This is a genomic window from Mycolicibacterium alvei (assembly GCF_010727325.1).
Classification (GTDB): Bacteria; Actinomycetota; Actinomycetes; order Mycobacteriales; family Mycobacteriaceae; genus Mycobacterium; species Mycobacterium alvei.
In genome coordinates, this window is the sequence record NZ_AP022565.1 from 3,251,800 (window position 1) to 3,264,703 (window position 12,904).

General features: G+C 64.2%; 14 protein-coding genes. 5 read left to right on the plus strand and 9 right to left on the minus strand.

Annotated features, from left to right (window positions below; translation table 11 throughout):
• Window positions 1-224: 224 nt before the first annotated feature.
• The gene (locus G6N44_RS15595) at window positions 225-812 is read right to left on the minus strand and encodes a sigma-70 family RNA polymerase sigma factor (RefSeq protein WP_235682743.1); all 588 of its coding nucleotides are present in this window, start codon (window positions 810-812) and stop codon (window positions 225-227) included.
• Window positions 813-933: 121 nt separating this feature from the next.
• On the opposite strand from G6N44_RS15595, the gene G6N44_RS15600 reads away from it, so the two are divergent.
• The 3 genes from G6N44_RS15600 to G6N44_RS15610 all read left to right on the plus strand — a co-directional run bounded on the left by G6N44_RS15600 (window position 934) and on the right by G6N44_RS15610 (window position 3,731).
• Window positions 934-2,346, plus strand: coding sequence for an NCS2 family permease (locus G6N44_RS15600; protein ID WP_163665447.1), 1,413 nt, complete (start codon window positions 934-936; stop codon window positions 2,344-2,346).
• 44 nt (window positions 2,347-2,390) lie between these two features.
• Window positions 2,391-3,362 carry a DUF808 domain-containing protein gene (locus tag G6N44_RS15605; RefSeq protein WP_163665449.1) on the plus strand — a complete coding sequence of 324 codons (972 nt, stop codon included), beginning with the start codon at window positions 2,391-2,393 and terminating at the stop codon, window positions 3,360-3,362.
• A 165-nt stretch (window positions 3,363-3,527) separates the two neighbouring features.
• The gene (locus G6N44_RS15610; protein ID WP_055110820.1) at window positions 3,528-3,731 is read left to right on the plus strand and encodes a cold-shock protein; all 204 of its coding nucleotides are present in this window, start codon (window positions 3,528-3,530) and stop codon (window positions 3,729-3,731) included.
• Between the two features lie 59 nt (window positions 3,732-3,790).
• Here G6N44_RS15610 and G6N44_RS15615 read toward each other — a convergent pair whose 3' ends face one another.
• The 5 genes from G6N44_RS15615 to G6N44_RS15635 all read right to left on the minus strand — a co-directional run bounded on the left by G6N44_RS15615 (window position 3,791) and on the right by G6N44_RS15635 (window position 9,284).
• Entirely contained in the window at window positions 3,791-4,285 is a 495-nt protein-coding gene (locus G6N44_RS15615) for a DUF5994 family protein (RefSeq protein WP_163665451.1), read from the minus strand.
• A gap of 266 nt (window positions 4,286-4,551) precedes the next feature.
• Window positions 4,552-5,178 (minus strand): TetR/AcrR family transcriptional regulator, encoded by a 627-nt coding sequence (locus G6N44_RS15620; protein ID WP_235682744.1) that lies wholly within the window; start codon window positions 5,176-5,178, stop codon window positions 4,552-4,554.
• A gap of 5 nt (window positions 5,179-5,183) precedes the next feature.
• Window positions 5,184-8,081 carry an MMPL/RND family transporter gene (locus G6N44_RS15625; RefSeq protein WP_163665455.1) on the minus strand — a complete coding sequence of 966 codons (2,898 nt, stop codon included), beginning with the start codon at window positions 8,079-8,081 and terminating at the stop codon, window positions 5,184-5,186.
• Complete coding sequence (locus G6N44_RS15630) at window positions 8,078-8,506, minus strand: MmpS family transport accessory protein (RefSeq protein WP_163665457.1); 429 nt, start codon at window positions 8,504-8,506, stop codon at window positions 8,078-8,080. Before G6N44_RS15630 ends, G6N44_RS15625 begins: the two co-directional genes overlap by 4 nt.
• A 109-nt stretch (window positions 8,507-8,615) precedes the next feature.
• Window positions 8,616-9,284 (minus strand): TetR/AcrR family transcriptional regulator C-terminal domain-containing protein, encoded by a 669-nt coding sequence (locus G6N44_RS15635; RefSeq protein ID WP_163665459.1) that lies wholly within the window; start codon window positions 9,282-9,284, stop codon window positions 8,616-8,618.
• A gap of 101 nt (window positions 9,285-9,385) precedes the next feature.
• On the opposite strand from G6N44_RS15635, the gene G6N44_RS15640 reads away from it, so the two are divergent.
• Window positions 9,386-10,450: an NAD(P)H-dependent amine dehydrogenase family protein gene (locus tag G6N44_RS15640; protein WP_163665461.1), complete on the plus strand. Its 1,065-nt coding sequence runs from the start codon at window positions 9,386-9,388 to the stop codon at window positions 10,448-10,450.
• 10 nt (window positions 10,451-10,460) lie between these two features.
• Here the strand turns inward: G6N44_RS15640 and G6N44_RS15645 are convergent, their stop codons facing one another.
• Genes G6N44_RS15645 through G6N44_RS15655 form a run of 3 tightly spaced genes read right to left on the minus strand, consistent with a single transcriptional unit; the run spans window position 10,461 to window position 12,518 of the window.
• On the minus strand, window positions 10,461-10,946 hold the full coding sequence (locus tag G6N44_RS15645; RefSeq protein WP_163665463.1) for an OsmC family protein: 486 nt from the start codon (window positions 10,944-10,946) through the stop codon (window positions 10,461-10,463).
• 30 nt (window positions 10,947-10,976) lie between these two features.
• Window positions 10,977-11,843: a LysR family transcriptional regulator ArgP gene (locus tag G6N44_RS15650; RefSeq protein ID WP_163665465.1), complete on the minus strand. Its 867-nt coding sequence runs from the start codon at window positions 11,841-11,843 to the stop codon at window positions 10,977-10,979.
• A gap of 9 nt (window positions 11,844-11,852) precedes the next feature.
• Window positions 11,853-12,518 carry a TetR/AcrR family transcriptional regulator gene (locus G6N44_RS15655; RefSeq protein ID WP_163665467.1) on the minus strand — a complete coding sequence of 222 codons (666 nt, stop codon included), beginning with the start codon at window positions 12,516-12,518 and terminating at the stop codon, window positions 11,853-11,855.
• Window positions 12,519-12,644: 126 nt separating this feature from the next.
• On the opposite strand from G6N44_RS15655, the gene G6N44_RS15660 reads away from it, so the two are divergent.
• Window positions 12,645-12,884, plus strand: coding sequence for a hypothetical protein (locus G6N44_RS15660; RefSeq protein WP_163665469.1), 240 nt, complete (start codon window positions 12,645-12,647; stop codon window positions 12,882-12,884).
• Window positions 12,885-12,904 lie beyond the last annotated feature (20 nt).

Consider the following 12,904-nt stretch of genomic DNA (forward strand, 5'->3'; position numbering starts at 1 on the left):
CGCATGTTTCAACGCACGACGAACAGTCCCACCAGGACTCACCGGTACCTCCCGACGATTACCCGAACCCGCCGACGGCGAGACGCCCCGGCGATCGGCGAATTAGTTCGAATAACTATGTACAGCGCGGGGGACTTTACACCGCTTCGACCGGGAACGTCGCCGGAGGTCCAAATATTGTGAACTTGCTGTCGATTACCTGAAAGCCCGAGATCCGAGGCGGGTCAGGCCGCCGAGCCGTTGCGCGAAGGACGGTCGAGATAGCCTCGGGCGACTGCCATTTCGACCAGCCGCGAACGCAGCGCACGCCGTCCGCGGTGCAACCTCGACATCACCGTTCCGACCGGAATCTGCAGAATCTCCGCAATCTCCTTGTACCGGAATCCCGCTACGTCGGCGTAGTACACGACGACACCTTGCGACTCCGGCAGTGCCCGCACCGCCCGGCGCACCTCGTCGTCGCCCATCGACTCCAGGGCTGCCAGTTCCGCCGAGACCACACCGAGCGGAAAGCGCTGCGCCACCTCCGCGAGTTGGGCATCGGTGAGTTCGTCGGCGTAGACCTCCTGCGGTCGGCGCTGCGCGGTGCGGTACGAGTTGATCCACGTGTTGGTCAGAATCCGAAACAACCAGGCCCGGATGTTCGTGCCGTCCTGGTAGGTGTGAAAACTGCTGTACGCCTTGACCATTGTCTCCTGAACGAGATCTTCGGCGTCGGCCGTACTGCGCGTGTAGCGACGCGCCGCCGCGTAAAGCTGATCCACCAACGGCAGCGCATCGCGCTCGAATCGTTCCGCCCGCCCGTCGTTCATACCGGCAGCATCACATCTCAACATAGCTTGAGGTCAAGCGATTTTCGGACAGGGTCCCGACGCCACCCACGGTGCGGCAATGCGGCGTGAGTCGGGCGCCACGACCTTAGGCTCATCGGTTATGAATCGACTCGATCGCTTCTTCGAGATCTCGGCTCGCGGCTCGACGGCCCTCTCCGAGGTCCGCGGAGGCCTGGTCACCTTCATCGCGATGGCCTACATCATCGTGCTGAACCCGGTCATCCTCTCCGGCTCACCCGACGTCGCGGGCAACAAGCTGGAGTTCGCCCAGGTATCGGCCGTCACCTGCCTGGCCGCCGGGGTGATGACGATCCTGTTCGGGATCATCGCGCGGTTGCCGTTCGCCTTCGCCGCGGGTCTGGGCATCAACTCGTTTCTGGCCACCACGGTGGTGGGTACGGTCACCTGGCCCGAGGCCATGGGCCTGGTGGTCATCGACGGACTGGTCATCGTGGCGCTGGCCGCGAGCGGATTCCGCCGCCTGGTGTTCGATGCGGTCCCGATGGAACTCAAGCTGGCGATCACCGCGGGCATCGGGCTGTTCATTCTGTTCATCGGTGTGGTCGACGCCGGATTCGTCGGCTCGACCGGGCTGCCGTCGCCCCCGGTGGGGCTCGGCACCGGCGGGGTCGGCTCGATCAACACCGTGCCCACGGTCATCTTCGTGTTCACGCTGTTGGTCACGGGCGTCCTGGTGGCGCGAAAAGTCCGCGGCGGCATCCTGATCGGATTGGTCGCCGGCACCGTGGTCGCGATGATCATCGAAGCGATCTGGCATCTCGGGTCGGCGCAGGACAAACCCGGCGGTTGGGGCCTGTCGGTACCGGCGCTGTCCGGCTCGCCCTTCGCCATGCCCGATCTGTCCCTGGTCGGCGAGGTCAGCCTGGGCAGCTTCAGCCGAATCGGCGCGCTCGCGGCCATCATGTTGGTATTCACCTTGGTGTTCGCCAACTTCTTCGACGCGATGGGAACCATGACCGGGCTGTCGCGGGAGGCCGGGCTGTCCGACGCCCAGGGCACTTTCCCGCGGCTGAAATCGGCTCTGATCGTCGAAGGCGCCGGTGCCGTGGTCGGCGGATCCACGTCGGCATCCTCGAATACCGTGTTCATCGAATCGGGCGCCGGCATCGAGGAAGGCTCCCGCACCGGGCTCGCCAACCTCATCACCGGTGCACTGTTCCTGGCGGCCATGTTCGTCGCCCCGCTGGCCTCGATCGTGCCCACCGAGGTCGCGGCCGCAGCGCTGGTCATCGTCGGCGCGATGATGGTGTCGCAGCTGCGCCACATCGACCTCTCGGAGTTCTCGGTGGCCCTGCCCGTCGTACTCACGGTGGCCACCATGGCGTTCAGCTATTCGATCGCCAACGGCATCGGCGTCGGCTTCGTGGCCTGGGCGGTGCTGCGGTCCGCGGCCGGTAAAGCGCGCGAGGTCAGCCCGCTGCTGTGGGTCGTGGCTGCCGGCTTCATCCTGTATTTTTCCCGAGGCTGGATCGAGTCGCTCATCGGCATGTAGCGGTCGGTAGCCTTTTCGGTCATGGGCGAAAAGAGACAGCACCCGTGAGCGCCGGCCTATTCGGTCTGCTCGACGACATTGCCGCGCTGGCCCGGTTGGCGGCGGCGTCGATCGACGACATCGGTGCGGCCACCGGCAAAGCGACAGCCAAGGCCGCCGGCGTCGTGATCGACGACACCGCGGTGACGCCGCAGTACGTGCACGGCCTCACCGCCGACCGTGAACTTCCGGTCGTCAAGAGCATCGCGATCGGGTCGCTGCGCAACAAGCTCGTGTTCATCCTGCCTGCGGCGTTGCTGCTCAGCCAGTTCGCGCCGTGGCTGCTGACACCGATTCTGATGCTGGGTGCGACGTACCTCTGTTTCGAGGGCGCCGAGAAGGTCTGGGGCCGTTTCCTCGGCCACAGCGGGCACGACACTGGCGGACAACCCACCACTGCCGTCGGCGGCGACGCCGAGAAGTACATGGTGACCGGTGCGATCCGCACCGATTTTATTCTGTCCGCCGAGATCATGGTGATCGCGCTCAACGAGGTGGCCAACCAGAGTTTCCTCCCGCGGTTGATCATCCTGGCGATCGTCGCGGTGGTGATCACCGCGGTGGTGTACGGCGTGGTGGCCGGCATCGTGAAGATGGACGATATGGGTCTGGTGCTGGCCCAACGGTCGTCACAGGTGGCCCAGAAGATCGGTCGGGGCCTGGTCACCGGGATGCCCAAGCTGCTGTCGGCGCTGTCGGTGATCGGCACGGTCGCGATGCTCTGGGTCGGCGGACACATCCTGCTGGCGGGGACCGACACCCTGGGCTGGCACACGCTCTACGGCCTGGTCCACCATGCCGAGGAAGCGGTGCGCCACGCGGCGGGCCATACCTTCGGCGGAGCGCTGGCCTGGCTGACCAACACCTCCGCATCGGCGGTGATCGGTCTGGTGGTCGGCACTGTGGTCGTGGCAATCATGCATGTGCTGCCGTTCGGCAAGAAAGACACGAAAGACACGCACGAAGCCCCTGCCTGACCGCCACCTCCGGTCGTCACCGTTCCACCGAAAGGAATGCGGGTTGCCTGGTAGCAAACTGATCGCGGCAAAGGCAAATACTTTTAGGCGCCGCACCCATCCACGTGTCATACTTGGCCAGGACGTTTTTGGTACGTCCAGATTTACAATGAGAGAAGCAAAAATATGACACAGGGAACTGTGAAATGGTTCAACGGCGAGAAGGGCTTCGGCTTCATCGCTCCTGACGGCGGCGCCCCGGACGTGTTCGTCCACTACTCCGAGATCAGCGGCGGCGGTTTCCGGTCGCTCGAGGAGAACCAGCGCGTCGAGTTCGAGATCACCCAGGGCGCCAAGGGCCCCCAGGCGGTGGGAGTCACTGCGATCTAATCGCCCCAAGACTTGATCATGGGCTGGTACGGATGATTCCGTACCAGCCCATTTTCATGTCACACCGGCGCCTGCGCCGCTAGTTGCACCGACCATCGCGCAGATTCGACCCGTGCAACGGACAGCACACGATCTGCGGTGTCGAACACCGGCGTGTTCCGCACCGACTCCTCCACGGGCATCCCTGCGGCACAACGCATCACCAGCCCGCCGAGGGTAACGGACGTCCTGCAGGGGACGACAAGGAGTTTCACGCACTGGTCACGGCCCGCCACCAACATCAGACGCGGCCGACTGAGCTTCACGCCTGCCGGCAGGCGAGTGCCGGTCACGATCGAGTCGAGATTCAACTGGCCCTCAGCGGCCGACCAATTGACGCGGATATCAACAACTTCCCCCAGCGATCGATGCAGAACTCCGACGAGTTCCGGCAGTTCGCTCGCCACCGACGCGGTATGCGGCCACCACGCTCCGTCAATGTCAGTGCCCAACTGACCCGCGAGGGTGAGTCGGACCGGACTGGCCAGCCGTCGCGTGCCGCTGAGGCCGTTCACGACGGCGCGTCTACGCGGGCCTGCGACCTGGGCGGGTCCGAGAAGACCATGTCCGACGACGTGGGATTCGTGCCCTCGACCGCCGATACGGGTTCTTGCTGCTCGGGGTGTGAAAACAGTTCGGACGATTCCATAAGAGTGTCCTTGACAGGTGCGGGACTACCGCATTGGTTTGGATAGCAAGCGATGGTTGATCACCGCGACTACCTACAAAGCTACACCCGATGGCCCCGGCGGCCCGGCGCCGGGGCACCGGGACATCCACGTCATCGGCCTCGAACGGCCGGCAGGATCAGGGTGTCGATGACATCGCGGACATATTTCGAGTCGACACGCTGACCGTTGACCACCCGCATCAGGCCCATGCCGGTGAGCACATCGGCCACCAACGACCAGTCCCGGTCGGCGGCCACCTCGCCGCGGGCGACGGCTTGCTCAAGGATCGTCGTCACCACCCGCCGGCCCTTGAGCAGCATCAGATCTTCGAGCGCCGAGCCGAGGTGTGGGTCGTGAGTGGCCTCGACCGCCACCCTCAGCACCAGGTCGTACGAGAAGAGGTCGTTGTCACTTCGTGCGGCGCGCCGCACGATCTCGTCGAAATCGCCTTCCAGACAGCCGGTGTCGGGTGCGTCGTCCTCCATCAGGTCGGGCCGCCAGTACACGAGCGCATCGGTGATCAACGCGGCCTTCGACGACCAGCGACGGTAGATGGCCGCCTTACCAACACCGGCCCGCGCGGCGATGTCGTTCATATTGGTATCGACGTAACCGTTTTCGGCCAACGCAGCCAATGCCGCGTTGAGGATGGCCGGATCACGCGATCGGTCGAGTCGGCCCACCGTGCGCTGACGCAGTTTCGGCTCTGCGTCAGGTTTGTCATCCGGGCCACTCACGACCGTCACCCCGTGGTTGTCGGTATCGGTGCGGTGCTGTCGTCGGTGTCGCCGGCCGACTTCCGGGCCTGCGCTTCGCGATCGAGCCGGCCCTGCCGGGTGATCTCAAAGGTGTTGAGCGGCCACCAGAACCAGCGGCCCAGCGCCGCGGCGATCGACGGCGTCATGAACGCGCGCACCATCAACGTGTCGATGATCAGGCCGATACCGATGGTCATGCCCAGCTGGCCGACCACCCGCAGGTCGCTGACCAACATCGCCATCATGGTGAAGGCGAACACCAAGCCTGCCGCCGTGACGACGCGTCCGGTGGCCCCCACGCCTCGGATGATGCCCGTGTTGAGCCCGGCATGTATTTCTTCTTTGAGGCGCGAGACCAGTAGCAGGTTGTAGTCCGAACCCACTGCCAGCAGGATCACCATCGACAACGGGAGCACGATCCACTGCACGCCCAGGCCCAAAATGTCCTGCCAGAGCAGCACCGACAAACCGCCCGCGATACCCAGCGATGCGGCCACGGTGCCGACGATCACCAACGCCGCCACCACGCTGCGGGTGATGATCAGCATGATCGAGAAGATCAGGATCAGCGACGCGATGAGTGCGATCATCAGGTCAGTGACGACGCCGTCCTGCATATCGGCGTACAGCGACGCGGTACCGGCGAGCGAGACCTTCGCGGTGGCCAGCGGGGTGCCCTTGAGGGCGTCGGCAACGACATCTTTGAGATCCCGGACATGTTCGATGCCCTCCACCGAAGCGGGGTCGCCCTGGTGGGTGATGATCATCCGGACCGACTTGTGATCCGGCGACATGAACATCTTGATCCCGCGCTGGAAGTCGGGATTGTCGAACACATCCGGCGGCAGGTAGAAGAAGTCATCGTTCTTGGCCTGATCGAAATACAGACCGATCTCGGTGGCGCCCTTGGCCAGTTCCTGTTGCTGGGCCTGGGTTCCGGCCATGGTGCTGTGGGTCGCGATCATGAAGTCGCGCATCGTCTTCATCGAGTCGATGGTCTGTTGCAGCACCGGCAACATCTGCGGCATCAGCTCATCTAAGCGGTCCATGTCGGTGGTAAGCAGCTGCATCTTGTCAGTGAGGGCGTCGATGCCGTCCAAGGTGTCGAAGATCGACCGCATTGAGGTGCAGACCGGGATGTTGGCGCAGTGCGGCTCCCAGTACAGGTAGTTCCGTATCGGCCGGAAGAAATCATCGAAATTGGCCAGGTTGTCGCGCATTTCCTGGGTGACTTCCAACATGTCGTGGGTATTGCCGACCATGCTGTGGGTGGTTTCGGTCATCTCCTTGGTGATGGCGTACATGCGTTCCATGTTGGCGACGGTCCTGCTCAGTTCGTCGGCCTGCTCGAGCATCTGAGCCGAGTTGTCGTTGTTGAACTTAGCGGCCTGCAGTGTGCCGGCGTTCTGCGCGCCGAGCAGGAATGGGATAGAACTGTGCTCGATCGGTGCGCCCAGTGGGCGGGTGATGGTCTGCACCCGATCGATGCCCCGCATGCGGAACACACTCTTGGCGACCTTTTCGATCACCAGCATGTCCGCCGGGGTACGCAGGTCATGATCGGTCTCAAGCATCAGCAGTTCGGGGTTCATCCGGGCCTGGGAGAAATGCCGGTCCGCGACGGCCATGGCCAGGTTGGCGGGCATGTCCGCGGGGGTGAACTTCTGGTCGTTGTACTGCGGCACATAGGTCAGCAGACTGACGAATCCCACGACAGCGACCATGCCGGTCAGCAGGATGATCGGAATGGGCCAGCGAACCGTGGCGGTTCCGACCTTGCGCCAGTTCCGGGTCGACAGATTCTGCCGGGGGTCGAGCAGTCCGAACTTCGATGCCACGGTGAGAACCGCCGGCGCCAACGTCAGTGACGCGGCGATGACCACCAGAATCGCTATCGCGCAGGGCGGCCCCATGGTCTGGAAGTAGGGCAGCGTCGTCATGCTGAGGCACATCAAGGCGCCGACGATGGTCAGCCCGGAGCCGAGGATGACGTGGGAGACGCCGCTGTAGGCGACATAGAACGCGTCGTCGCGATCCAGTCCCTTGGCTCGCTCCTCGTGATATCGGCCCAGTAGGAAGATCACGTAATCCGTTACCGCGGCCAGCGACAACATGGTCACCATGCTCACCGCGTACGGGGTCAAACCGATGATGTTCAGGTTGCCGAATATGGCCGTAACACCCATTGCGGCAAACAGTCCCAGACCGATCACCAGCATCGACACCAGCATCGTCACCACGGAGCGGTAGATGGACAGCAGCATCAGGATGATGATGGCGACAGATACCAACTCCATCGTCGCCATACTTTGATGCCCCGCCACACTGGTGTCGGCGTTGAGGACCGTGTTGCCCGCAACATGGGCCTTGATGCCCGGCGGCGCGGTAACCGAGGCAACGATGTCACGTACCGCGGCGACCGATTCGTGGCTGGCGCTGGTGCCCTGCGAGCCGTTGAGGAAGATCTGCACGTAGGCCGACTTGCCGTCCACACTCTGTGAGCCCGCCGCCGTCAACGGGTCGCTCCAGAAGTCCTGAACGTTCTGCACGTGCTCGTGATCGGCGTTCAGCTTGGCGACGATCTGGTCATAGAACTTGTGCGCTTCGGCGCCGAGATTGTCCTCGCCCTCCAGCACGACCATCGCCGTCGAGTCCGAATCGTACTGCTCGAATACCTTGCCGATATTCAGCATCGCCTGATAGGACGGCGCGTTGATCGGGCTGATCGGCACCGACCGGGTCGCCGCGACCTCGCCCAGTGACGGGAAAAACGCGCCCAGGACGACGGCGACGAGCACCCAGAACAGCAGGATCGGTATCGAGAACATCCGCACCATCCGGCCGAGGAACGGAGGATGAGACTTCGTGTGCGCGTTGCTCATACGGATTTCACCAAGCAGTAGATGAACGGTTTGATTGTGTCGGTGCTCGCTCGCTCGTCGCGCACCACGCCGTCAACTGTCACCCTGCAGCGAAGGTCACTGACGTTGCGCTCCCCCTGGGCAATGATGTTGGCCGACATCGAAGGCAGCGTCGTCACGATCGTGAATGACCAAGGCAGCGGGGTATTTTCGATGAGATTGGGTTGACCGTTCTCATCGAGGTAGTTGAGGTTCGCCGTCCCACCCGCCCCGGTGATCTCGTAGGTGATGTGCTTCGGGTTGAAGTTTGCGGTAATTCCGGAGCCCTCCGCCAGATTCGGGCCTGCGTCTGCGGGCTCGCGAATACGGAGAATCACGTACGCACCCAAGGCGACAACAACGACCAGCAGCAGCGGTATCCACACCTTCTTGAGCAATCGGAACACCGTTGCGCCTCCCCCGTGCACTCGACCATTTACCCAGACGGAACTCCAGTTCCGCCTGAGGAGATGCTGAGTACTGTACTAGCGCGGGACCCAGGCGACGATTCGGCACTTATTTGGCCAGGAACCGCTCCAAGCCGGCGATCACGATGTCGAGGTTGAAGTCGAAGTCCTGGGCCGCGGTCGCGTCTACGCCACGGTCGGTCACCACGCCACTGAGCAGCGGGAAGTCAGTGGAGGGCAGGTCTTTGAGGGCCCGCACCACCTCGGGTGTCTGGTGATGCAACCGGGACTCCACCGATCCCAGGACGTCATGCGCGGCGGACATCGCGAGCCCGGACACCAGGGTGAGCACCCGCCCGGCGTCGTCAGTACCGAATCCACCATCGACCAGGGCGCGCAGCACCTGCTCGGCCAGTGCAAGGCTGGCGGCCCCGCTCGTCCCGCGCAACTGGAAACTCGTGGCCGTCACGCCGAGCTTGAGCACGCCGTGGCGGATGGCGTTGCCGTAGGCACGCAGGATCTCCTGCCAGCTGGTGCCCTCGGGCAACGTGATCGAACGCAGCTCGGTCTCGAACAAATCGGCCACTACCAGCGCAAGCAGACCGTCACGGTCGCCGACGTAGTAATGCAGCGTGGTGCGGTCCACCCCGAGCGCATCCGCCACCGCCTGCATCGTCAGCGCACCCGGAGCAATGGCGCGCGCCGCCGCGACGATCTGTTGCTGATCGATGCGCGGCGGCCGGCCCCGCCCCCGGCGAGGTGCGTTTCCGGTGGTCACGGATCAAATTCTAGATGCTCGCGCGACCGATCCAGGACCACTCTTCCCTTTTTCTCACGGTCGTGGAAAACTGCCCGAAACCGAGGAAGCGAGCCGTTGCCATGTCACAGAATTCTCCATACCGGGTTGTCCAGTGGACGACGGGAAACGTCGGAAAAAGTTCGGTGGCGGCCATCGCCCGCAACCCGACCCTGGAACTGGTGGGCTGCTACGCATGGTCACCGGACAAGGCCGGCAAGGATGTCGGCGAGCTCGTCGGCATCGAACCCCTCGGGGTCGCTGCCACCAATGACGTCCAGGCGCTGCTGGCCCTGAAACCGGACGTCGTCGTTTACAACCCGATGTGGATCGACGTCGACGAACTCGTCGAGATCCTCTCCGCCGGTGTCAACGTCGTGGCGACCGCGTCGTTCATCACCGGCCACAATCAGGGCGAGGGCCGCGAGCGCATCGCCGAGGCCTGCCGCAAGGGCGGGTCGACGATGTTCGGGTCGGGCATCAGTCCGGGCTACGTGAACCAGTTGGCGGTCGTGGCCGCCGGCATCTGCGACCGAGTGGACAAGATCACCGTCAACGAGGCTGCCGACACCACCTTCTACGACTCACCAGAAACCGAGAAGCCGGTCGGATTAGGCCAGCCCATCGATCATCCAGACCTACAAGCCATGACGGCCCACGGCACCGGGGTCTTCGGTGAAGCGGTACGGATGATCGGCGACGCACTCGGGATCGAGTTCGACGAGGTCCGCTGCGACGCTGAATACGCCCAGACCACAGAGGATCTCGACCTCGGTTCGTGGACGATCCCGGCGGGAGGCGTGGCCGGGGTGTTCGTCAGCTGGAAGGGGATCATCGGCGACAAGACCCGCGTCGAGCTCACCCTGCGGTGGCGCAAAGGCCAGACGTTGCAACCGGATTGGCAGATCGACCAGGACGGCTGGGTGATCGAGGTGGCCGGCCGTCCGACCGTGACGATGAAAGTCGGCTTCCTGCCGCCGCCGGACTTCGAGGCCACCACCCTGGAGGAGTTCATGGTGCTGGGGCACATCATGACCGCCACTCCCCCGATCAACGCGATCCCCGCGGTGGTCAATGCCTCACCCGGCATCGTCACCTACAACGATCTCCCGCTGATCCTGCCGCGTGGCGTGGTGCCGGCGGAGTAAACAGCCGTGGCTAGGCCGGGCCTGCGTTGATGGTGGGCTCGGCCGCCACCGGGAAGTTGACCGAGTTGGCGATGAAGCACATCCGGTGGGCTTCGTGATGTAGGTCGGTGGCCTCACCGACCCGCTCCCCGTCGGTGATGGTCACCTGCGGCCGGAGTGTGACGTCAGTGAAAACGCCGCTGCCCTCGGCATTTTCACTCATTGTGCCTGCTGGCCGATCGGTGTAGGCAGTCACGATGATGCCTTCACGGGCACACAGCGCCAAATACCACAGCATGTGGCACTGGGACAGGCTGACCACCAGCAGTTCCTCGGGGTTCCAGCGCTGCGAATCCCCGCGGAAGGCAGGATCGGCGCTCCCCAGCAGCGTCGGCTTGCCCGGCGTATCTACGCCGGTCACGTCATGCTCGCGCGCGTAATCGCGGTAACCACTGGTCCCCGATCCGGTATTGCCGGTCCAGGTCACCTCGACCTCGTATCGATGTGTCCTACTCATCGCCACCTCTCACTCAGGTCGTGCCAAATCTCATCCGGCGCGCCCGCGCAGGCTCGCCGCCGCATCGCGAACCGCCGCCGTGACGGCGTCGACCATGGGGCTGTCGAGCTTCCAGCACTGCCAGTACAACGGCACGTCCAGGTACTGCCCGGTGATCCGGACGAAGTCGTCGTCCACCAGTTCCTCGGGGTACATCCCCCAGCCCAACCCGGCCCGCACCGCGGCGCCGAAACCCTCAGCGGTCGGGATGTAGTGGATCGGCCTGAGGACATCTTTGCGGAACACCTTGCGCATCAACTGATCCTGTAACGCATCGTCACGATTCCAGGACAACGAGGGTGCCACCTTCGCCGCATCGCGGGTAAACCCGTCCGGCAGGTAACGCCGCACATACTCGGCGGCGGCCACCGGCACGTAGCGCATCGCACCCAGGGGATACACCCGACAACCCGGTACCGGGTTCCGCTCGGTGGTGACCGCGCCCATCACCACGCCCTCACGCAGCAGGCGCGCGGAGAGGTCCTGATCTTCGATCCTGATATCGAACAGGAACTCGGCCGCCCGGGCGAACACGCCGGTGAACCAGGTCGCCATCGAATCGGCGTTGACCGCCAACGCGATCCTGGTGCGGTGCCCGGCGCCGCCGCCTATTTCCGCCAGCGTCTCGGACTCAAGCAACGCCGTCTGTGCGGCCAGCCTGAGCAGGGGAACACCGGCAGGCGTTGCCTTGCAGGGCTTTTCGCGAACCACAAGAACCTGGCCGACACGCTGCTCCAGGGCCTTGATCCGCTGACTGACCGCCGACGGCGTCACATGCAGACGCTGCGCCGCCGCGTCGAAGCTCCCCAGCTCGACCACCGCGGCGAAGGCAGCAAGCTGCTGGCCGTCGATCCGCACGCAACGATCCTAATCGGGCAGACCCTCTTTGCCGCACAAACCGCTGCCGGTGAAGCGAACCAACTGATGGACCCATCCGCGGTCCAAGCCGCCGGGCCCCAAAGGCCGACCGTAGAGCGCCAAGTCAGAGCTGGCCAGCGCGCCGATCATCCCGAGAATCGCAATTGTGCTGCGCTGCTGGCCTTCTCTGGTCTGGATGTCGGGCACCGCGCGCCCCGCCGCGGCGAAGAACAACTCGGGCAGACTCGGTGTGCCCGCCAACTGATCGAGCCAGATCTGGCCTTCTTCCAGGGCAAGCTGATTCATCACCTTCAGCCAGCGCAATCCACCAACCGGATCCTCGTCGAGCAGCTTGACATAGGGCGAGACGAGAGCCTCGACGACGTCGCAGACCCCGATCTCGTTGCCCGACTCGGCCACCCGCACCAGCTCCTGGACAGCCGCCTGGAACACCATCGGCGCCCGCCGCCGCACCACCTCCGACACCAGGTCCCGCTTGGCCGGGAAATGGTAGGCCACCGCGCGACTGGCCACGCCCGCTTCGCGCGCCACTGCCCGCGAAGCCACCGCACCGATCGAGGCTTCGGCGAACATCCGCTCGGCGGTATCGACGATCAGTGCTCGGGTGTCGACATCACGCCGGGGACCACGCCTACGGGTCGAGCTCGAGACCACGACAGGAGCCTAACCACTTGTGGCGCCATCGTCCTGTGGTCGGTGCAGATCTCCTACTACGGTCGTAGGTCAAGATCCGACGCCGGCGCGATGCGGGCTGACCTGCGTTCTTCATAGCGTCGAAGCATGACACGAGCACAGCGTTCCCCAGCTATCTCGATCGCGAATTCAGTGACCGACCTGGCCCGTGGATGGACGGCGCCAGACACCGTCGTCACTCCCGGTCTCTGGCGGCGCGCGGTGGCCGCAGTGGCCGCGGCACTGGCCGCCGTTCCCCGGCCCGACCTGAAGCAGCCCTACTATCCACCGCGGCGTGAAGGCTTCGTCGAGGACGCAGCGATGGCGCGCGAGATGTGGCGACTCTGAGTGCTGAAATCCGGCACCAG

Excerpts from the sequence above, each read along its gene's own strand:
- G6N44_RS15625 (WP_163665455.1), bottom strand. The coding sequence starts at position 8,081 with ATGAGCAACGCGCACACGAAGTCTCATCCTCCGTTCCTCGGCCGGATG.
- G6N44_RS15645 (WP_163665463.1), bottom strand. The coding sequence starts at position 10,946 with ATGAGTAGGACACATCGATACGAGGTCGAGGTGACCTGGACCGGCAAT.
- G6N44_RS15595 (WP_235682743.1), bottom strand. The coding sequence starts at position 812 with ATGAACGACGGGCGGGCGGAACGATTCGAGCGCGATGCGCTGCCGTTG.
- G6N44_RS15600 (WP_163665447.1), top strand. The coding sequence starts at position 934 with ATGAATCGACTCGATCGCTTCTTCGAGATCTCGGCTCGCGGCTCGACG.
- G6N44_RS15610 (WP_055110820.1), top strand. The coding sequence starts at position 3,528 with ATGACACAGGGAACTGTGAAATGGTTCAACGGCGAGAAGGGCTTCGGC.
- G6N44_RS15660 (WP_163665469.1), top strand. The coding sequence starts at position 12,645 with ATGACACGAGCACAGCGTTCCCCAGCTATCTCGATCGCGAATTCAGTG.
- G6N44_RS15640 (WP_163665461.1), top strand. The coding sequence starts at position 9,386 with ATGTCACAGAATTCTCCATACCGGGTTGTCCAGTGGACGACGGGAAAC.